At 36.8% G+C, this 21561-nt stretch carries 20 protein-coding genes; 1 reads left to right on the plus strand and 19 read right to left on the minus strand.

Annotated elements, in window-relative coordinates; translation table 11 throughout:
* Positions 1-21 precede the first annotated feature (21 nt).
* The 16 genes from R2J37_RS11765 to R2J37_RS11840 form a co-directional block, all read right to left on the minus strand.
* Complete coding sequence (locus R2J37_RS11765; RefSeq protein ID WP_316265145.1) at positions 22-1200, minus strand: Coenzyme F420 hydrogenase/dehydrogenase, beta subunit C-terminal domain; 1179 nt, start codon at positions 1198-1200, stop codon at positions 22-24.
* On the minus strand, positions 1190-2290 hold the full coding sequence (locus tag R2J37_RS11770) for a polysaccharide pyruvyl transferase family protein (protein ID WP_316265147.1): 1101 nt from the start codon (positions 2288-2290) through the stop codon (positions 1190-1192). Before R2J37_RS11770 ends, R2J37_RS11765 begins: the two co-directional genes overlap by 11 nt.
* Before the next feature lie 22 nt (positions 2291-2312).
* Positions 2313-3608, minus strand: a complete 1296-nt coding sequence (locus R2J37_RS11775; protein ID WP_316265149.1) for an O-antigen ligase family protein — start codon at positions 3606-3608, stop codon at positions 2313-2315.
* Positions 3601-4488, minus strand: coding sequence for a glycosyltransferase family A protein (locus R2J37_RS11780; RefSeq protein ID WP_316265151.1), 888 nt, complete (start codon positions 4486-4488; stop codon positions 3601-3603). Before R2J37_RS11780 ends, R2J37_RS11775 begins: the two co-directional genes overlap by 8 nt.
* Entirely contained in the window at positions 4481-5233 is a 753-nt protein-coding gene (locus R2J37_RS11785; protein ID WP_316265153.1) for a glycosyltransferase family 32 protein, read from the minus strand. Before R2J37_RS11785 ends, R2J37_RS11780 begins: the two co-directional genes overlap by 8 nt.
* The gene (locus R2J37_RS11790) at positions 5226-6332 is read right to left on the minus strand and encodes a glycosyltransferase (RefSeq protein WP_316265155.1); all 1107 of its coding nucleotides are present in this window, start codon (positions 6330-6332) and stop codon (positions 5226-5228) included. Before R2J37_RS11790 ends, R2J37_RS11785 begins: the two co-directional genes overlap by 8 nt.
* 37 nt (positions 6333-6369) lie before the next feature.
* The gene (locus R2J37_RS11795) at positions 6370-7566 is read right to left on the minus strand and encodes a glycosyltransferase family 4 protein (RefSeq protein WP_316265157.1); all 1197 of its coding nucleotides are present in this window, start codon (positions 7564-7566) and stop codon (positions 6370-6372) included.
* Positions 7567-7724: 158 nt separating this feature from the next.
* Positions 7725-8819: an ATP-grasp domain-containing protein gene (locus R2J37_RS11800; RefSeq protein WP_316265158.1), complete on the minus strand. Its 1095-nt coding sequence runs from the start codon at positions 8817-8819 to the stop codon at positions 7725-7727.
* 42 nt (positions 8820-8861) lie between these two features.
* Positions 8862-9860 carry a PLP-dependent aminotransferase family protein gene (locus tag R2J37_RS11805; RefSeq protein ID WP_316265159.1) on the minus strand — a complete coding sequence of 333 codons (999 nt, stop codon included), beginning with the start codon at positions 9858-9860 and terminating at the stop codon, positions 8862-8864.
* Between the two features lie 211 nt (positions 9861-10071).
* Positions 10072-11124, minus strand: a complete 1053-nt coding sequence (locus R2J37_RS11810; protein ID WP_316265160.1) for an NAD/NADP-dependent octopine/nopaline dehydrogenase family protein — start codon at positions 11122-11124, stop codon at positions 10072-10074.
* A gap of 59 nt (positions 11125-11183) precedes the next feature.
* Positions 11184-12278 (minus strand): hypothetical protein, encoded by a 1095-nt coding sequence (locus R2J37_RS11815; protein WP_316265162.1) that lies wholly within the window; start codon positions 12276-12278, stop codon positions 11184-11186.
* Between the two features lie 103 nt (positions 12279-12381).
* Complete coding sequence (locus R2J37_RS11820; protein WP_316265164.1) at positions 12382-13665, minus strand: ATP-grasp domain-containing protein; 1284 nt, start codon at positions 13663-13665, stop codon at positions 12382-12384.
* Positions 13666-13779: 114 nt separating this feature from the next.
* On the minus strand, positions 13780-14448 hold the full coding sequence (locus R2J37_RS11825; RefSeq protein WP_316265166.1) for a sugar transferase: 669 nt from the start codon (positions 14446-14448) through the stop codon (positions 13780-13782).
* A gap of 423 nt (positions 14449-14871) precedes the next feature.
* Complete coding sequence (locus R2J37_RS11830; protein ID WP_316265167.1) at positions 14872-16146, minus strand: DegT/DnrJ/EryC1/StrS family aminotransferase; 1275 nt, start codon at positions 16144-16146, stop codon at positions 14872-14874.
* Positions 16147-16268: 122 nt separating this feature from the next.
* The gene (locus R2J37_RS11835; protein WP_316265169.1) at positions 16269-16793 is read right to left on the minus strand and encodes a transcription termination/antitermination NusG family protein; all 525 of its coding nucleotides are present in this window, start codon (positions 16791-16793) and stop codon (positions 16269-16271) included.
* Positions 16794-16948: 155 nt separating this feature from the next.
* Positions 16949-17314, minus strand: coding sequence for a hypothetical protein (locus R2J37_RS11840; protein WP_331490081.1), 366 nt, complete (start codon positions 17312-17314; stop codon positions 16949-16951).
* Positions 17315-17813: 499 nt separating this feature from the next.
* Between R2J37_RS11840 and R2J37_RS11845 the strand changes: the two genes are divergently transcribed.
* The gene (locus tag R2J37_RS11845; RefSeq protein WP_316265171.1) at positions 17814-18596 is read left to right on the plus strand and encodes a sirohydrochlorin cobaltochelatase; all 783 of its coding nucleotides are present in this window, start codon (positions 17814-17816) and stop codon (positions 18594-18596) included.
* 37 nt (positions 18597-18633) lie between these two features.
* Here R2J37_RS11845 and R2J37_RS11850 read toward each other — a convergent pair whose 3' ends face one another.
* The 3 genes from R2J37_RS11850 to R2J37_RS11860 all read right to left on the minus strand — a co-directional run bounded on the left by R2J37_RS11850 (position 18634) and on the right by R2J37_RS11860 (position 21560).
* Positions 18634-19575: a 2-hydroxyacid dehydrogenase gene (locus tag R2J37_RS11850; protein ID WP_316265173.1), complete on the minus strand. Its 942-nt coding sequence runs from the start codon at positions 19573-19575 to the stop codon at positions 18634-18636.
* An 86-nt stretch (positions 19576-19661) separates the two neighbouring features.
* Positions 19662-20723, minus strand: coding sequence for a Fic family protein (locus R2J37_RS11855; RefSeq protein ID WP_316265175.1), 1062 nt, complete (start codon positions 20721-20723; stop codon positions 19662-19664).
* A 123-nt stretch (positions 20724-20846) separates the two neighbouring features.
* Entirely contained in the window at positions 20847-21560 is a 714-nt protein-coding gene (locus R2J37_RS11860; protein WP_316265177.1) for a precorrin-8X methylmutase, read from the minus strand.
* Position 21561 lies beyond the last annotated feature (1 nt).

Genomic DNA, 21561 nt, shown 5'->3' on the forward strand with positions numbered 1-21561 from the left:
TCCCCTTAAAACCCCTTAAAATTAATGTTTTATTTTAGAATAAAATTTATATAATTTAATATATAAAGGTTGTGGTAATTTTGAGATGACTCTTTCTTTTCTACTCATAGTCATTTGAGCTGCTGAACAAAGACCCTCTTTTATAAATTTTTCTTCTATTTCTCTACGATTTTTGTTGAATTCTATTGATTTATTAATATATGGATTATTTTTTATAGCCACATCCAAATCAAATACTTCTAACGATATGTTATCCATTCTATTAATAAACGCCTCGCCTTTTTTTGTGTTTACAAGAACAAGAGAAACTCCGTTTGGATTATATTTTTTTTTCGTAGCATTTATTCCCCAACAGTCGCCAATTGTCAAATCTGCCACCCTTTGTTCCCCCTTAAATTTACAATTATGGCATGACATTCTTGCCATATTATTAAATAATTTTCCATATTCAGAAAGAACAAAATCTTTATAAAATTGGTTACCATTTTTTAATTTTATATAGATCATTTGATTCATCCATGTTGCATTGTGGCGTTTCTTCTTATCTTTATATCTCATCGAAAAGAACTCTATAGATGATCTATATTTTTTTTCAATCCTATTAATATACTCTTCTAGCACTTTCTGTGAGGTATTTCCATGACACACTAATTCACAAGTAAGTAAACTCTCATTGTTACCAACCATAGATTTTACCGCTGCCACCTCACATGGACATCCAATAAATAGCACCTTTTTCCCTGTTTTTAATTCTTCACTTACATCTTTATATAATTTGTCATGGCTTGCCTGTGCATACTTTGACCCTTGTAATAAGTACAAATTTTCCTTTTTATTAACTTTTAGATATTTTACAGATTTATAATTTTCTGCATAGCATACTCCAAAACAACTTCCATTCTCTTCAATAACTTTCTCATATAGTGCCATCGCTACACCACCTGAACTACTCTGCATAAGAACTCGCATATTTTTATGTGTAGCTGCATATATTTTAATATTGTGCGAAGGAATTGCTATTTCATTATTATTCAAAGGGCACTTTTTTATACATATACCACATTTGATACACATATCATCTCTTATACAAGGATATTCAAATCCTTCTTCATCCTTTTTCATTACAATCGCGCTGTGAGGGCATACATTATTACACAGTCCACAGCCATTACATAATTCTTTTGGTAATTCAATTTTCATAAATAGCATCCTTTTCTATAATCATTTTAAGATATTTCATACTCTCTTTTCGTAACTCAATTAATTTTTGATTTATTTTATTATAATTTACAGGTATAGTTTCATTTGCGTATTGCAAATCTCTTTTTTCCACAGATAATAATTCTAAGAAACATTTGATTCTAGAATTAACAGATACGGCCTGCCCTTGAGAAGTTTCCACAAAGAACTCTTTTTTAAAATTGATAGAGAATGCTGTTCCATGAAAAGAATTAGTTATAATAAAGTCTGCATAATAGAATAAATTTAAAAATTCAAGAGGTCCACATCCTTTAAATTTAGTAATATTCTTATAATATCTTAACGAATTTGAAATCATAATAATTTTCAAATTTCTCTCTTTTGCTATTTTTTTTGCTGTGCTATATATAGAATCAGTCATACCAAAAGAATAAATCAATAAGTATTTTTCTTTTATTATTCGATTTGTAATTGAAGCTTTCTCTTTCCATTCATTTTTACTGAGCAATAATGTTGGATCTAATACTAATTTGCAATCCTTTCCCAATAAATTATTTATAATATTAACTCCTTGTTTCTCTCTTACTGAAATATCATTAAATTCATTTAGAAGCCTAATGTATTCTTTCTCATATTTTGGAGGAATCCCGGATATGCCGAAGCTGGCAGCATATGATTTTTTTTTCATATTTTGTTTAACGAAATCTAAAAAATATGTTTTGTCAAAATTACTCCCCTGATAATTCCAAACCTGATCACTACCAACAATATAAACTTCATATGAATCTGCAACTTTTTCTATGTTATCTCTATTAAAATTATCATTACTTAAATTTAATTTATCATTTCGAAATTTAATAAACTTCTTTTTTGTTTGATTTATCCTATGGCCAGAAAGTATAAATTTTATTATATTTTTTATTGATTTTTCACTACCTATGTTTTCAATATAATCACAACGATAATCAATTATCTCAACATTATAATCTAATTTCTGTATAGCAGATTGTAGAGCGTAAGTTTGTAAAACAGCACCATAATTATACGCTCTATGATATGTAAGAATCCCAATTTTCTTCGCTTTACTCATATTTTTTCCTCCCAAAAACTGGTTAGACTTCATTATTACCCTTTGAAATACTTAGCCGCATATAGCTTAAAACAAAAAGAATATAAATATATGTGTTCGCATAATTAAAAGAGCCTTCCGTAAGTGTTGCTACGAAATATATACTTGCTGGCAAGAGCAAAAAAACATTTTTTTTCACTTGTTTTATTACAAAATTATTTCTTACCATATATAAAATTATAATGAGGAGACAGGAAAATCCAATAATCCCCCAAGACATTAATGCATCAAGATAAATGTTATGTGCCATAGCACTAAACCTATATCCATTTTGTTGTCCTATAACAGTATAGCCAATGCTTCCCTCACCAATTAGTAAAGCTTTTATATTAGATAATAAATAGTTTATGCACTCTTTATATATTTCTAACCTAGCACTTTCACCACCACCAATCCGGACAGTAAATTTCAAGATAAGATTTAGAATTAAATCTTGAAATTTAAAATATAATATGAAAATTGCCACAATCCCCAATAGTTGTATTCCCAATACTTTTAAAGTTTTTAACTGAAGATTTTCAATAACGACAAATAGAATAATGACTCCTAAAATCAACAAAAAATTTCTTGAAACTGTCATAATTCCTAACAAAAGGCAAAAACTTATCAGCACAATATTTATCCATTGATTTCCATATTGTTTAAATATTCTTTCTAAAGCAATAGCAATTATGAGTCCCGTATATATAGGAATTCCCATTGCTCCACCTAAAGAAGTTGCTTCCTGTCCAAATCGGTAATAATCTATAGTATTATTATATGCTTGTATACCCCCACCAGCTATTAAAGAATAGGTTAGAGCTATCAGACATGAAATAATAAATTTGTTACATAACTTGTATATATCAATTTCACTGTATATTTTATAAAGAATAAAAACGGAAAAATAGAGAATTGCACTTACATTGTTAAATATTGAAAATACATCGGCATAATAAAAATCATTTATTACTTCAATACCAAGTAAAATATACATGGAACATAGCAGAATCCCAACTGCCTTTTTTTTCGTAAAAGCTATTATTTTTATTGCTGCTATGAAATAAAAAATTCCCCTAATAGAAATCCCCGCTAAAATCAACGTGTTATTAAAGGGAATAAGCATTACCAATAACCCAAAGTTATCCTTATAATTTCCTCCTAGTAGAAATACTAACAGAAAAATGACTGCCAGTGGTTGCATTGCCATCAAACGACCGTTAATTGCATACGAGCCTAAAACAATAAATATTAAAATAATAATTACATCTAATATAAATTCTTTTTTTATCTTAATCATAACTATTTATTCGTCTCTTTTTTTTATATGCTTCGATTACTCCTAGTGGAAATGTAATCACCAAAATAAGCCTTTCTCTTAATTTAAATTTTCTAATATCCTTCCTTCTTGCAATTTTTTTATACATATTATATCTTATGCCTGCTTTTAATTTATTGAAAATTCCTTTTTTTAATTTCATATTCTGGGCTTCATGATACATTCTGCCAACAGGATTTCTGTATGAAATTTTGTCCATATTTTTCGAATACCCATCAGTCAAATATTCACAGATGGTAATAATTTTAGGACATAAAATATAATCATACTTTTGATCTATCTGATCATAAATATATGTTTCAGATAGGAATTTTTCATCTTCTATAACCGGAAATAAATACTGTTTTATTACTTTGGAACTGAAACACATTGTTGTATCTCCGAAGTATGTTTTATTCATCATATTTTGCAGATTACATACTTTTTGGTCTGGAAAATAACCTCTTCCCAACTCTTTTTCCATATCAAACCCTTTTTTTGCAATTATCCCCGCTATATTAATATGATCATTTTCTTTCCATTGCTTTATCAATATGTCCACAGCCCTATCAATTAAATAATCATCAGAATCGACACATAAAAATAATTCCGTTCTACACTTTTCTACTCCCACATTATGTGCTTGCATTTTTCCCTTATTTTTTTGGTAGTAATATTCAATTCTAATTTTTTTTTCATTAATATATTGTTCAACCAATTCCTTTGTATTATCTGTAGATCCATCGTCAACTATTAACCATATAAAAGCATGGTTTGTCTGTTTTATCAAACTTAAGTATAAGCGTTCTAGTAAATGCCCCCTATTATAAGTTGGTGTAAAAATTGTAATCATCTCATTCATTAGTTAGATTCCTCATCTCCCTCAGTACTCTTTTTGCCCTATCTTCTCCCAAGATTTTACAGCACATTCTAAACAAAGCTTTATGCCTCAATGCTTTCCGTGGAACCCAACTTCCAGCAAAGTGATGTATTGTATATGTATTATTAGTAACTGTTATTTTTCCCGTTGATGGTGATTTTGCACAAAAATAGTCCATAGGATATATCGCCATTCCATATTTTAGTACTTGATAACTGTTATTAAGTACTAGTCCATGCTTCTCCACACTAATGTGAGTTATGATATCAACATTAGTAATATGCTTCTCTTCAACTTCATTTAAAGAGAATTTTCTATCTTTATAGAAGTCTAACTGTTCTTTATACCATTGATTTTTAGGTTCAGAAGCCATAATTCCAGTAGGAATTTGATCAGGCATCTGAAATCCCGAAAATGCATGTTCATGTAATAAATTATCTAGTGGCTTTAATACTTCTACGTCTGTATCCATATATATACCTCCGTAATGATACAAAACATGAAGTCTAACAACATCTGATACATAAGCATACTTTTTTTCTTTATATGCCCCTTTTGTAAATTCATATAAATTTAAATCAAAATTATCTTCATTCCACTCAATAATTTCATACTCAGGCAAGTATTTACGCCAACTTTCAATACATTTTTCTATTTGACCATTCTTTTTTCCACGCCCAAACCATACATAATGAATTATTTTAGGAATTCTCTTTTCCTCACTCACTTACATCCACCTGTTCATTTATTATTTTCTTATAATTATTTATAGTTTCTTTAGCAATTGAATCCCAAAAAAACAACTTTGCACATTTAAACGCATTTTCCTCATATTTTTTCTGATCTTTCTTGGAATCAATTGCCTTTATTATGGCCTTTGATATATCCACAGAATTATTTCCTACCCAGCCACATTCATTATTTAATACTAATTCCGCCATACCGGTCCCTTCACTAACAATAACGGGAATTCCATAAGATAGGGCTTCTAAGATTCCCATCGGCATTCCTTCAAATCGTGACGTTTGAATAAAGTAATCCGTACTATTTAGTATTTTTCTCTTTTCTTCTTCATATATTGGATCACAGACTTTAACGATGTCACTTATTTCGAATTTCCTTATCATATCAATTAATTTTTCTTTATCACCGCAAACATCCGAACCGTATAAATAAATTTTTACAGTATATTTTCTTAAATAGTCATCTATTTCTTTACATGCCTCTAATAGGATATCCAATCCTTTATGATAAATATCTAACCTCCCTATATACACGAGATCAATACTACTTTTCTTGCAAGATTGATATTCATTTTTCTCTGCCGGATATATTCCATTTCCAACAATAAAATATCGCTCCTTCCATCTTTTCTTTGTTTCCTTCATCTCTTGATAGGATAAAAAATGAATTGCCTGAGAATTCTTCATATATGAATTTACACATACTATGTTCGCTAATCTCTTTTTTAACTTACTTTTCCTTTGTGCAAAATTTGTTGATGATCCATGAGGTACGACTACATAAGGAATATTTTTCTTCATAACAAAATAGCGCCATATTTTCCATAAATTAGGCAAATACATTCCATGGAATATGACTAGATCTATTTTTCCAATATTTTTTAATATATATTTAATTTTATTTCTACTAAATCCATCTAAGGCATAATATTTCACATTGTCACACAATTTGAAATGTGTAGAACAAAAATTAATACATATAACTTGCTCTATCCGACTTTGAACATTTAAATGCTGTGGAATAACTACTGACATACCTGAATCTTTGCGATTTGATATATTACATATATGCAAAATCTTCATATAATGTTTCCTCTCATCATCTTATATTTTAAAAGGATCAAACTACTGACGTTATAATTTTTGCCAGTTTTGTATATGTATACTTTCTGTCAAATCTTTCTTGTGCACAACGCCTTGCGTTTTTCCCCATCTCCAGGCGTAATTTTTCATCATAAATCAGTCTTTCCATCTTTTCTGCCATATCTTTTGGTTCTCCATTTCTACAGTTGAATCCCATGCTATAATCGTCTATAAGCTGACGAAATTCTTTACTTTCCTGCGTACTAATTATTGGAAGTCCAGCAGCCACATAATCTGCATGCTTATTAATAATGCTTTGAGCTGCCCCGTGCATAATTGGATTCAGTGCTATATCACATTCGCACAATCGCCGAACCATATCGGGATAATTAAGCGTTCCTGTAAACTCCGCATTAATGCCTTTTTTTCTTGCATATTCTACAAATCGGTTTTTCAGAGGGCCATCTCCCATAATAACAAAACGATATTTTATTCCCTTTTCTTGCAGAATACTCAAAGCATCGAATGTACTCGTCAAATCATAACTATGCCCCAGTGTCCCACAATAAGCAAAAAGTATTTCATCTTTTCTATTCTTTCTCACAAAACCTTTGTATAAATCGAAGGTTTCTAATTCCGTCCCCAGAAAAATCACTTCTGGTTTTGGACATACCATATTAACTCTTTTCCCCCTATCAGCGTATGTTTTGGACACTGCAACAATTCTATCTGCTGCTTTGTATATTCTATCTGCCTGTTTCTTCATAGGAGCAAAAATAATATTACTTATAATTGGTATGTTAAATACCACTCTAAATGCTTCCGGCCATAAGTCCTGGATATCTATTACAAATTTTACATTGTTCCGTTTACAATAGGAGGCACATACATCTGCCACATCTAAAGACGGAACTGCGGTATAAACCAAGTCAGGAGTTATCCTTTCATTAAGATATAATCTTATATTCTTTGCCAATTCTTTATGACTTCCAAAACGCTTCAAACATACGTTTTTAGGATATCCTGATTCGTGACATGTTGTAATCTTAATTCTTTTTAATTCACCTACACTTTTAAAATGTTGCTTCTTTCCATGACTAAAATCAGACGTAATAATTTCGACACTATCTATTCCTTCCTTTATTAATTCTTTTGCAATATAAATAAAGCGACTATTATTTCCTTCAAAGTCCTCTATATTTCTTAAATACTGTGCAACAATTACAATATCCACCGCAAAAAATTCCTTTCCCGTGTACTCAGATTCACCCGAACCCTATCTATGACCTTATAATTTTCTAACTTTTCGATATAGATAGATCTTCCCATCCATAAAGTAATAAAAAAAGACATCTTTACAATGTCTATATCCATTCCTTATAACTACACTATTTACAATTTTGTCTTTAAATCATCAAAGATTTTTTCGCTCTCCAAAATAATTGGCTCTACATCGACATCACGAAGAAAAATATATGGTTTCTCATAATGATAAAACTGATCACGTACCACATTATTAGCATTCCCCTCTTCCATAATACGAATCGTATCTTCTATCAAATCAAAACCTACATGTGCCATAACACCTGTGTACGCCATGTGACGGATGTTAATCTCTGTAACTTTCATGTTGCCTTCCGTATCCTCTTTTAAATCAAAAGACAGAATACCGTGAGCCGGAACGTTAAGTTTCTTTTCTAGGTATTTGATGCAATCATCGCAGAACTTGTTAATTTTATCCTCGTTAAGAAATCGACCAAAGTGTGTATTTCCTGTTACGTGTGATGGAGCTGTGTTTGCCATGACATATTCAACGCACTCCAACGCTGCACCTTTCACATACTCTCCATTGTAGTAAAGCATCTGATTTGCCAGATGACGACCTGAGAGAAACTCAGATACTGTAAATTCTGGAATTCTTCCATTAATGAGGAGCCAAGAACGATAAGAACTTATATCATTCAGTTTTAGGCTTCCGAGACCTCCTGTTCCTTCTGTAGCTCTAATCCAGCAAGGAAACTTGATTTCCTTCTCTACCTCTTCAAATCTAGGATTTCTCTGCGTAACCTTGAGCGTCTTTGGAATGAATTCCGTGCCTTCAAGAAGTTCAGCCATTATCGCTTTATCTTTAAGACTCTCCGAGAATAATCTACATCCCATAAAAGTCGGACAAGGATATTTTTTGTGAATCTCATAGTATCGTCCCCATTCAATAATTTCGCTTTCTGGCTCTACGAAGGCATAATCTATTTTCTTCTCAATCACAAGTCTTTCAATCCAAGCAAAATATTGGGGACTGTCACATCTTGGAGCTATGAAATACTCGTCTATAAGTTTTTTGTTATCTTTAGTTTTCATAAAAAAACCTATTGCTTTTTTATCTACATCGCAACCAATAAGCTTGTAATCGGGATGTTTTTCTTTAATCATTATTGCAATAGAGCGTGGCGTAAGACCACCAATACCTGTAATCAAAATTGTCTTCATTGTTGTTCCCCTTTGTTTCTATTTATTTTAATGTAGAATAATCTATAGTAATGTTTTTAGAACGGACACAAGCCGCTCCATATCTTCTTCATTATATCGTTGATCACAAATGAGAGATAATTCCTGATCATATAGATTTGAATCGCAACCATCCGGCCTTGGCCAGTGAATTGGACAGTAAATCTGTTTGAGAGAGAGTTCTCTTTTTATCTCTTTCTGATTATGGAGCAGTATAGGCACAAACAAAGGGCAATCCATATCTTCTATCGAAAAAAGGAACTGCACTTTCTCTTCCAGCCCTTCATACAACACCTTTGCGTTTCTTCTTCTTATCCTCCTTTGCTCTCCAACATCCACAGTGGAAAGATAGTCTTTTGAACACAAGTCTATAGATAGTCCTGAATAATTCTCTGCAAGCCAGTGATTACTTTCTTCGAACATAGAGAGGAATCGAGGCTTTTTTTCTTTATCAAAATCTAGCAGATACTCTCTCTTTAATTCCATGGCTTCCTTCTTTAATCTCATATATTCCACAGGCGGAGATATTGTCGGCTCATAGTGAATCTTCCCATTTACACTCGAACAGTATCCTCCGCAATTAATTGGCTCCCACTTGCGCAATGAAGCAACCAAGTAATGTGATTGCGGATGGCAAGGGTTTTCTGAAAATAAGCTATGGGTAACATCCTCGATAATTACGCCTTGAAACTTTGACAAGTCTGGCATTGACATCATAAATCCAAAGTAATTGCACCAGAGGATAATATCCGTATTCTCCGGTATATCAACCTCAATCTTTAATCCATTCTCAAAATACACAGGATAAAATTCAACCTCTATCCCTGCATCCTTAAAGGGTTGAATCATTGAGTAACAACAGTAAGACGGGAGGGCCGCTTTTCTTGCTCCTATAATCTCTTTAAGTACAGTCTCTATTGCCGTCCTGCCAGAGAAAACCAATGAACCTAGAATTGGATAGCGCAAACCATGACCTCTATCAGGTAATACTCTATGAAATTCACTACCAATTTCCCATGCCATAGTTTCACCTCTTTCAACTATCTGCTATAACATCCTTAGTTTCGATTTATTCTCGTATATTTTCCCACGCCTTTCTCAAAACCTTAATCATTACTATTGTACTAATGAGCAAAGCTTTGCAATTCCCTATGATGGTTAAGTTAAGATTCCATATCTTTATCTATTATGAGACGTATTTTGAATATTAGTCACATCAAACAACCACAAAAGATTAAATGTAATCCTTTACTTCTTCAATCGAGTACCCCTGTGCTCGATAATCCGTATTCTTCAGAGCAGATGCGATAGTAATTAATGCAGAAGCAATAGGTGTATGAAGCCCCTTATATTCTGAAAGCCTTTCAAGCATACACAATTCCATGGGTACATCCTCATATATATATCGAGTATTCAGATCTTCTGGCCCTTTGGGACCTCCTGTTGCAGCATAGTTCCTAAAAACTTCTAAACTATCAACATAGAGATTCTCTTCATTTCTCCACTTACATGCATCAAGATAGCTAATAACATGTTCACCACCATATGCTTTGATGACTTGTTTTTTTTCTTCATCCAACTTCTCAATAAGCCCCCAAACGGAAGGTGAGAAGGCTTCCCTATACATCCAAAACTGACCTTTTGCATATTCTATACGACTCGCTGACATAATTGATCCAACTGTATGTACAATCATATTGGGATTATGCATCGTTGTCTCTATTATATTTGTCCTCAAATATTTATGAGTACCGAACAATGATGTTACAACAGGCAGATATTGTTCATCCTTCTTATTCAAAAAAGAGACAGCATTTCTCACGTTTTTGAATAAGATTTCAACCTTCCCTGGAGCAATAATACGTGCATCATAGGGGGTTGATTCCCCCTCTACATAAACTACGTGTTTCCCAACAGAGTGCTTTGCAAACTGCGTAGAACCCATATTACCTGGAATAATGAATACAATTTGTCCTTCCTTAAGTAAGGGACCAATTTTTTTAGCTAAGTCTCGATGCTGTAGACTTTGCGTTAAAACCATAACAACCTCAGCATCTTCAAGGCCTTCTTCTAAATCTCTCGTAATCATCGAAGGCTTAAGTGTGAACTCACGATTTCCATCTGTTGTATCGAGACAACTAATTTCTCCTGTTTTTAACAGATATTCGAAATTGTCATCATGCAAACTATGGGAAGTTTTAATCAAATTGACCTGATGACCATTTTGTATCAATTTGATTGATTGAGCACACCCGGAGTTCCCTGCTCCAATAACCGCTACTCTCATTTTAAAAAACTCCTTTCGTTGTAAATAATATTATTTGTTTAGCTTCATGATGTAAAAAATCAGAATATGATGGTATTACATCCACCATATCTAATTCGCCATTTGCTCTGGTCTAATATTCCCTCTTGATTAAGTCCTCCTGGTTTGATTGACATCTGATAGCTCCCATGCCTTATAAATCCAATCTTTTCCATACCCTTATTATCAGATATATCTGATAATACTGTAGTAATATTATCAACTTGCGAACCAAAGGAATCGATTGCCAATAAATTTAAATCAATCTCACTCAATTCTTCTTCGTTATAGCTACCCCATTCTACAATTGTCCCCCGTGTTATATTTTTATATTTCCCCTGTCTACTTTCAAATCTTTCTTTTGTCATAAAAAATCCTTTTGGATTGCCCTGTCTATCACATACTGTGTAAAAGGACTGTTTGTCATTTAGTTTCTCAGTAAATTTATTATCTAAGCACCATTGAAACCATTTGTGATCATGCACTTCCATAAATTCATGTCCATCATGAAGGGTTAGCTCATCTATCCAATCCGGTATAACACATTCTTTCTTGATTTGATAAAATGCCTTTATCTTTTTTAATCTGAAGGTATTTGGAATATTTATAAGTTTTAAAACTGCATTGACAATAATTGTTCCTAACTTAAGAGGAAAGCCCCGAAATCCGTTTGCCTCCAAAACTGAACGGCTATTACACAGCTTATAATAAGACGGAAGTTCAAAAATCGTCAGTCCAAGTTTTCGGACAATTGCTGCTGCTGTTGTAGAGTAGAATTGTCCTATGTAAGATTCATACTCTGAATTCATAATACTATCTCTGAATACTATTGTTCCCAAACCACGACCACGAAGCTGCTCCGCAATTTCATAACTACCTCCAGTTTGGGCCATAATTATCTCATCATTTATTTTAAGTTTTGTGGGCATCAACATATTCCTGCCTGCAATAATTCCATCACAAATAGCAATGTTTATAGCTGATTTACACTCATCATCAAGATTTGGATTTGCCAAAAGCGTACTTCGAACTGACGATGTAAGATATTCAGAAACCATACCATAGTTATCATCAACAGAAATCCCCGTTTGATCTCTCAGGTCTTTATATGTTATTCTTTGCAAAACAACATCCATGAACTCTCACCTCTCTATAAAGTTTTCTAAAAACAAATCTTATCATGCCAATCATCCACATCTGACATTTTCTTCTTTCAAAATAAATATAGCTGTCTATATCTCATTGAAACAAAATCTCAGGATCCAACTTCTCCATTAATAAAGATTCACCATATTCGTTAAATACATCAAATTCTCTATTGATATAATTGACAATTCTCTTAACCTCTTCTTTGTTATCAGCTACCACTTCGGCAACCATAATGGGTCTGTCCACTGTTCTATCTTTGCCATAGTGATACCCGACATCCCGGTATTTTTGTATCTCAATACATTCTGGCATTGCTTCAACTTCTTCCATGCCAACAATCAATGCTACCGTTTCATCTGTTCCCTTTAACAGATAGTTACAATCAAGAGCATATTTTTTATATTTAGCAGCTTCTTCGCTAATCGTATTGATATCATCAACCATCTGTCCTGTCAAAGCAAAGCGGATTATCATATCCATTGCATTATATCCCAAACATGCCTGCTCATGATTAAAGTAAGAGCCACCAAGTCTGCATCCCATCTCATAAAATGTTACTCTCTTTCCATCATAGTAACCTTGCATAAATAAGACACCGTCTGTAAAACCTTCTCTTTTGAACATACTGACAACTCGATCATTAACATTATCCAAATAATAATCAACCATCTTAGAAGGCGACATACTAATTGTCGAGTAATTGATGGCGCTTCCTCGATCTGACGCCATAAATCGATCAAAAATAGACAAAAGTCTAAACTCTCCATTAACAGCAATGTAATCGAGTAAAAACTCTCTTCCGGTAATATAGTCTTCGATTATTGCCTCACCTCTAGTGGAATAATCTACTGCTTCCTGGAATTTTGCACAGAGTTCCTCTTCATTATTGCATACTCCAGCCCCTCTCGATCCGCTGCCATCTAAGGGCTTTACAAACACTGGGTAATTAATCCTCTTAAAAGTATCTTCATCTATACTTTTACCCATAAAATATGTATGTGGAACCGGCACTCCGTATTTGTCACACGTTTCCTTAAAAACCACTTTGTTAGTAGACATACTCAGCATTTTGTCTGTAATATAGCACGGAAGATTAAGTCTCTTGCAAACCTCCATATAAGGACTTAAAAGGATATCCACAAATCCAGTAATAACGCCATCAACTTTTTCCTGCTTACAATAATCCACCAATGCATCAACGTCTTTTCCACTGATCAAGGCAGCCTTATCTGCAATTTTCATACCAGGGGCTTCAGAATCATAATCGGCTACTATCGTATATGCTCCTTTAGCCTTTGCATAATGTACAATATCACATTCTGTTTTTGTTCCTCCTATTATCAGTAATTTCCTTCCCTCAAATTCTTTATTCATACCATAAACCTTTCGTTTCCACTGTTTATTTAGAATAGCATCTCATTTGCTTATCACTCTCAAATACACAAATTTCTTATAGACTCATTGGTATAGTCCTTTCCTCTTTTATACTCAACACTTTTCTCTATGTTCTTCTCTCTGCTTAATGCGATACTTATCAAAGTCTCCTTGACTGCCCGCTTCAACAATATTTGACCGCTTTATGACCTTTTTCACAGTCTCAATTATTATTTTGACATCAAACAGAAAAGAAACCCTTTCCACATACTCTATGTCATATTTAAAGCGTTTCTCCCAATTTGCTGCTGTTCTTCCATTCACTTGTGCCCAGCCACTCAATCCAGGTCGAACTGCATGCCGTTTACGTTCTTCATCTGTGTAATACGGAAGATACTGTACTGCCAAAGGACGCGGCCCTATAATACTCATATCCCCCTTCAAGATATTCCATACCTCCGGTAACTCATCTAGGCTAGTCGCCCTAAGAATACGACCGAATTTCGTCAATCTCTGAGCATCTGGAAGTAATTCTCCATTTTCATCCTTCACATTGCTCATAGAGCGAAATTTATACAGACTAAATATTTTTTCTTTCCCAGTCTTCTTATCAATTCTACCAGGGCGATCTTGCCTAAATATCACTGGACTTCCAAGTTTTATATAGACCAAAAACGCAATAATAGCATATAGCCAGCAAAAAAACATCATAGCCAACAACGAACAAATGATATCTAAAATCCGTTTAACAAAGCGGTTATAAATCCCATTAATGCCTTTCACATTACAACTCTCCTTTTTCCTCTAAATGTGTTCCTCTCACTTTCCACTAGGCGACTTTCCAATAATGAAAACCCTCAGCGTAGACTTATTGAATTCAAACCAAGTATCCCAAAGTGAATCTTTATTGTGTTCTCCTAAGATGCATAATATGACAAGAATAGTAGTCAAAACCTCATCTGTACGCTCTTACTTATTCCTTTATCTACCATATTAATAACCACTATCCAAAACTGTAATTCTGTAGTTCGATTTTTTACGCTAATACTCCAACATCACAGTTCCAATAATAATTCGAAACATGTTATAACTCATGTCATCAAATTCATGGAAGGTTCTATCTATAGCTAACTCAATCGGATAGCCCTAAGTTAGCATATCAACATAAGGTAATATGTAATTAATAGTTATATTTTCCTGTACTGATTACTCAAAACATCCCTTCACAATCTCAATCACTCTATCCTGCTCCCCAGCCGTCATCTTATTATCACTCGGCAGACACAGTCCTCTCTGGAACAGATCCATTCCTACATCCAGCGCTCTTCCATCTTTTCCAACTGCTCCGACCGCAAGATAAGCATTGGTCTTTGCCCTTCCGTTACCTTCCCGCGTCACAAATGAATTCATCCGGTAGATAGGCTGCATATGCATGGGTTTCCATATGGGCCTTCCTTCCGCATTATAGCTCGCCAGTGTTTCCAGGATTTCTGTGGGGCAGCTCTTCCCATGTTCTGGAAGATACAATGCCTCCTGTTCTCCCCGCATCTGCCTGCACATTCCTTCCGGCTTGATCAGAAGACAGCTTAGCCAGAAGTTCGGCTCGCTGTTTTTTTCGTCATAAGGATTCATTTCTACCGGAAGACCTGCTCGTTTAAAAGCTTCCTTATAACGCATGTAGATTGCTTTCTTCTGTGCGATATGCTCTTCCAAATAAGGAAGTTGTCCCCGTACCACTCCAGCGATCACATTACTCATGCGGTAGTTGTATCCCAGCTCTTCATGCTGATACCAGGGAGCATTTTCTCTGGCCTGAGTAGACCATTTCCGCACCTTTTCCGCTGCTTCTTTGTCATCGGTCAGGAGCATCCCTCCGGAAGATCCTGTAATGATCTTGTTCCCATTAAAAGAAATACAGTTATATGTACCAAAGGTTCCTGTCTGTATGCCCTTATAAGTTGCGCCGAAAGATTCTGCGGCATCTTCGATGATGGTTGCCCCGTGTCGGTCGCACACTTCTTTGATCTCATCGACTTTTCCCGGCGTTCCATACAGATGAGCCACAACGACTGTTTTCACTTCGGGATACAGACGAAAGGCCTGCTCCAAAGCAACGGGATCCATGTTCCAGGTAGCATATTCGGTATCAATAAATACAGGTATGCCTCCCTCATAGACAACAGGGTTTACCGTTGCATCAAAAGTCATATCCGAACAGAATACCTTTTCTCCAGGCTGAACTCCTGCCAGCTTGACTGCCATATGCAGCGCCGCCGTTCCTGCTGAAAGTGCCACTGCATAATGACACCCTGTCTTTTCACAGGCAATACGTTCCACCTCATTGATATTTTGTCCCACTGTAGACATCCAGTTTGTCTCATAGGCTTCTTTCACATATTCAATTTCCGGGCCGTGCATGGTTGGACTGCTCAGCCAGACTTTTGATTCAAAAGCCTTAAACTCTTTTCCTTGCTTAAACATCTTTTCCTCTCATCCTCTGCAGCCTCATTTTTAAACTCTTGATGCTGCTCTTATTTTTCTCCACAAAAATAGGAAGGCCTTGCCTTCCTCTCTGGTTCTTCTATATTTCTTTTACTTCTCTTCTACCTTTTTCCTTCCGGATCATCCTCAAGCCGGATGCCAAGGATAATCTCCCGATCTTTTCCCAGAAACTGCTGTCTGATCAGCACGTAGCGCTTCCGGATCCGTTGTTTGATGATATACTCAAAATATTTTCCTACTGCTCCCTCTGCTGCCACGATCTGCTTTTCTTCATCCAGCTTTACCAGTGAGCGCCGGACAAGATGTCCTTCGCTCTGGATGTTTTCCAGAAATCTCTCTTCCTCTTCTTCTACCTTAAGAAAAACTTCCTCTTCATTTTTCAAAAGCTTTGTAAGCTTCGGTACATTCTTTAATTCATAATATAATTCTTTGGGGAATTCTGTGTCTATAAAGACATAGCCGGGAAACAATGCCTTTTGGCAGATCTCCCAGCTACTTTTTTGTTTTATGGCACATTCCCTTTTTATATAGAAGCAGTCCCTGTAAAGTTCTTTTGTGAGGATTTTCCTCATCATCTCTACCAGGATTTCTTCCTGTCCTGTTGTTGTCTGAATCACATACCACATATGTATGCTCCTTTTTGGGTATGCTTCGCCATATCCGCAGTATGAAGCGTCATACTCCGAACTTTTTACACGCAAATTTATGACCACAATCCACGATTTCCATAGCACACACTACAGAAAAAGATCCTGACTCTGGTTTTTATCCGATCACCTGCTTAACTTTTTGAAGTGATCTCTAAACCTGCCTGAAGAAAGGTTCCTAATCCTCCGGCAGGCATTTCCACATTTGCCGTACGTTTATGGCGGTCTATTTTTCGGATTCGTCGTTCCATTCCCACCAGCGGGCCATGGATAACATGGGTGATTCCATCACGGATATATCCCTGGGACATACAGAGATGATGCTCGTTTCCGCACAGTTTTTTCAAAAACTCTTCCGCATCTGCAGGCACAGCCCAAAGCAGTCCGCCCTCCTCGGAAGTCTGAAGAAACTTACGGCAGGGTTCCAATTGTTCCGACAAAGCGGCAGGATCCGTTGTCTCAACAAAGATACAATCTGGGAAAAGCTGCCTTTTTTCCATATGCCAGCTTCCTTCATACCGCTTCATTCTGTCAGAAGTGAACACAAAAATATCACGCAAAATTTGATGTGAAATCTGCCTTCTGCATGACTTTATGACCTCTTCTGTTTTTCCGGGGTGACATTTCAGTATACACCACATAGAATCACTCCTCATTTTCGCAGAGTTACATACTCTGCGAAAGTGAAAAAGGCGAAAAGGCTTTAATTGCGGCTGATACACGGAAATTATTTTTACTATATATTATAGAAGAAACAGGAAACTTCAAATGTCGAAAAAAGCCTGCTTTCTACACATTTCTACGCGAAAACAGGCGAAAACCTATGGAAATCATGGCAATTCTGATCTTTTTGTTGAATAACAAATACAGATGAGGTATAATATTTACGATTTCGCAGAGTATGTAACTCTGCGAATTTTTTTCTGACCTAATTGATTAATTTTCAAACCTCCGTTATACTACTGACAGTTCCTATTTACCCACATGGAGGAAAAATCTATGACAAACAAAGCTCTGCTGGTGGTAAGCTTTGGCACCAGCTATAAAGAAACAAGAGAAAAAAACATTGAACATATTGAGAAAATTCTTGCCCGGAAGTTTCCGGACAGAAAGTTTTTCCATGCCTATACAAGCGGCATGATCTTGAAAAAATTAAGAGAGCGGGACCACATTATCATCCCCAACGTAAAGGAAGCTATGGAGGATATTGTAAAGGAAGGTTTTACGGATCTTCTTGTGCAGCCCACCCACATTATGAATGGTGTAGAAAATGATCTCATGAAGGCGGACGTACTCTCCTTCCGGGAGCATTTTTCCAGTCTTTCTTTCGGCTCCCCTCTCCTTACGGATACTTCGGATCTTTTTTATGTGATCGACGCTTTAACAAAAGAGCTCCCTGCCTTGTCGGAGCAGGAAGCTCTTGTATTCATGGGCCACGGAAGCGCCCACTATGCCAATATGCTCTACGGGGCGCTGGATTATGCCTTTAAACAGACGGGCCATCCCCATGTCTATGTAGGCACAGTGGAGGCTTATCCGGATCTTGATGCTGTTCTTAGCCTGATGGAAGGCAAAGGTTACCGCCATATCTACCTTACGCCGCTTATGCTGGTGGCGGGAGATCACGCCTCCAACGACCTTGCCGGTGAGGAGCCTGATTCCTGGAAATCCATCTTCCAGTCCCGCGGCTATGAGACTACCTGCATTTTAAAAGGTCTTGGCGAATATGAGTCCATCTGTGAACTCTATGTGCGCCACGCCCTCCAGGCACAGCCTGTTTAATATCCAGTACATGCTGACACCTGGCAGGACATTAAAATTAAATCGCGTTTTTCTGCTCTCCTGCAAGCCAGGAATAAAGATTGTCAAATACGATCTGGGCCCTTTGTTCCATAGACTCTTTCGACGCAAAAGCAATGTGAGGGGTCACAATGATGTTGGGGCAATGAAGCAGCGGATGGTCAGCCGGAAGGGGCGGCTCCATCTCAAAGACATCGCTTGCCGCTCCTGCAATCTGCCCTTCTTCCAGAGCCTTTGCCAGTGCTTTGGAATCTACTACGGCTCCTCTTGCAGTGTTAATAAGGAGAGCGGTTTTCTTCATCATTTTCAGCTGCTCTTCGCCGATCATTCCTTTTGTGTCCTCGGTCAGCGGGCAGTGAAGGGAAACGATATCCGACTGTTTTAACAGTTCTTCCAGACTCACCTGTTCATCGATAACCGGATCTGTAATTTTACTTCTGTTAAATCCAATGACACGGCAGCCAAATGCTTTGCAGAGGGCTGCTGTTTTCTTTCCAATGGCTCCTGCGCCTACGATTCCTACTGTCTTTCCACACAGAAGATTGCCGATGAGACCATCCTTCGTCCCGCCTTCCCGGCACCGCTCTTCTGTTTTTCCTACGTTGCGGAGCAGCTGGATCATGAAACTGATGCACAGTTCTGCCACTGCCTGTGTCGCATAGCCGGAAGCGTTGCTGATGGCAATACTTTTCGCCTTTGCCTCTTTCACCGGAATGTGATCCACTCCGGTAAACGCTACGTCAATAAATTTCAGGGAAGAAGCCTTCTCAATAACAGATGCATCAAGGGGCATATTTGCCAGCATCAGAACATCTGCATCTTTGCTTCTTTCCACCTGGACTTTGGGATCTGTGTCCTTTGGATACGCCACAAAACTGTGTCCCATTTCTTCCAGCTTCGCTGCATAACCTTCCATAACAGAATCTGACACGCCCAGACTCTCCAACAATACGATTTTCATTTTGCCTTCCTCCTCTTTTTTGAATAAATCTATCTGCATGACATTTGTACTTCCGGTATACAAAAACCTCATAATAGGATTTGAAATCAACAACCGTATTCATTCGCTTTAATATATCTTGTTGCCCTTGATGAGCCGATTCGCTTCACCGCACCGCTTTTTACCATAGCGCCGAGAACAGCTTCAACAGTAGTGGGGCTCACATCGGGAAGAATTTTACATATTTCTGCTTTGGAAATCGGTGTAAGACTATTTAATACCGTGGCCTCTACACGGGCTTTCTTTGTGATCTTTTTTCCATGAACAACAGCAAAACGCTTATCAAGTTCTTTATAGCACATATAAAGGGTGGACAGAAAGTTTTCGACAAATGGGAAATAACTGTTTTCGTTTGTTTCCCAGCCTTCCGAAGATTGCCGGAGGGCTTCATAATAGTAGGCTTTGTAATGATTGATCTGTTCCTCAAAAGACACATACTTTCCTGCATCAAAGCCATTTTTGTACAAAAGCAGTAGGGAAAGCAATCTTGACATTCTGCCGTTACCGTCACGGAAAGGGTGTATGCAGAGAAAATCCAAAATCACGCAAGGGATTAACAATAGTTGATTGATATTAGCGTCACTGCGTGCCTCCATATAAGCAAGCTCTAATTGTTCCATTGCCTTTGGGGTTTCTTCTGCCGGTATAGGGCGGAAACGAACCCGTCTGTTGCCCTCCGCATCCACCTCTAAAATCACATTATCTTCAGTTTTGTATTGACCGCCATACTCATAACCGGTCAGGGACATCATCATTTCGTGTAAGCGCAAAATATCATTCTCTCTGAAATCTATGTGTTCAAAACCTAAGTGGATTTCGTTTAATGCATCTCTGTAACCGGCAATCTCTGCCTCATTATGGTTCAGAGGGGCGCTGTTTTGATTAACAATAGCTGCGATACGCTCATCGCTTGTAACAATACCCTCAATCGCATTTGAACTTTTGATAGATTGTACTTTTGCAACCGCCTCCAATTCGGTAAAGACTTGTGCATATTCCTCTTTGCGGATTCCCGCCATAGTTTTCAAGGCGGAAATGTTAGAAGTAAGGTTTACCAGATTTGCAGGCAAAAGACCATTGTTCAAAAATGAATAATCAAATTTCCTCATATAATCCCCCTATTTCTGCATATAAGAATACTATATTATATGCAGAAAATCAATTCACCATTCGATTTTACTGCATATAAAATTCAAAATTATATGCAGTAAAAATCCTTATCTGTTTTCCGACTACACTTTTGTCTTATTGAAAGACATATAGATCAATGCATTACAGATGGCTGCCGCAATATTGCTTCCGCCCTTTCGTCCCCTCGCCACAATACAGGGAACTCCCGCCTGCATGATCCGTTCTTTTGCGGGGATCACATTGACAAATCCAACCGGCACGCCGATCACAAGATCCGGTGCAAACCTGCCTTTTTGAATGAGCTCATAGGCTTCGATCAGAGCCGTTGGCGCATTTCCCACTGCCAGGATAAGAGGGCGGTCATCTGCCTGCCTCCTTTTTCCCAGCTCCTCCTTGGGCTTTCCTGTAGCCTCTGCAGTCTCTGCAGCTTTCAGAGCAGCGGCCTTTTTTACACTGGCTACTGCCCGGGTGGTTCCCTCTCTTTTTGCCGCCTCTGCCACATCTTCATCTGCCATAAAGCACAGCACTTCCCCGCCAAATTTGCCAAGGGCTGTCTTGTTGACTCCAGCTTTTCCCATATTGGTATCCGTCACGATCCGGGCTCCTTTTTTTATAGCTTCTATTCCAATCTTTACCGCGCCGGGTGAGAAGTAAAGCTGATCCGCATAGTCGAAATCCGCACTGGTATGAATGCACCGCTTGATAATGGGTTCTTCCAGAGGATCAAAAGTTCTTTCCCCCAATTCCTCTGTAATGATCTCAAAACTTCTCTTTTCTATGTCGCCAGGCAGTACCTGTTCTAATTCTTCCAGCATG

It is taken from the genome of Claveliimonas bilis (assembly GCF_030296775.1).
In the GTDB taxonomy this organism is placed as follows: Bacteria; Bacillota; Clostridia; order Lachnospirales; family Lachnospiraceae; genus Claveliimonas; species Claveliimonas bilis.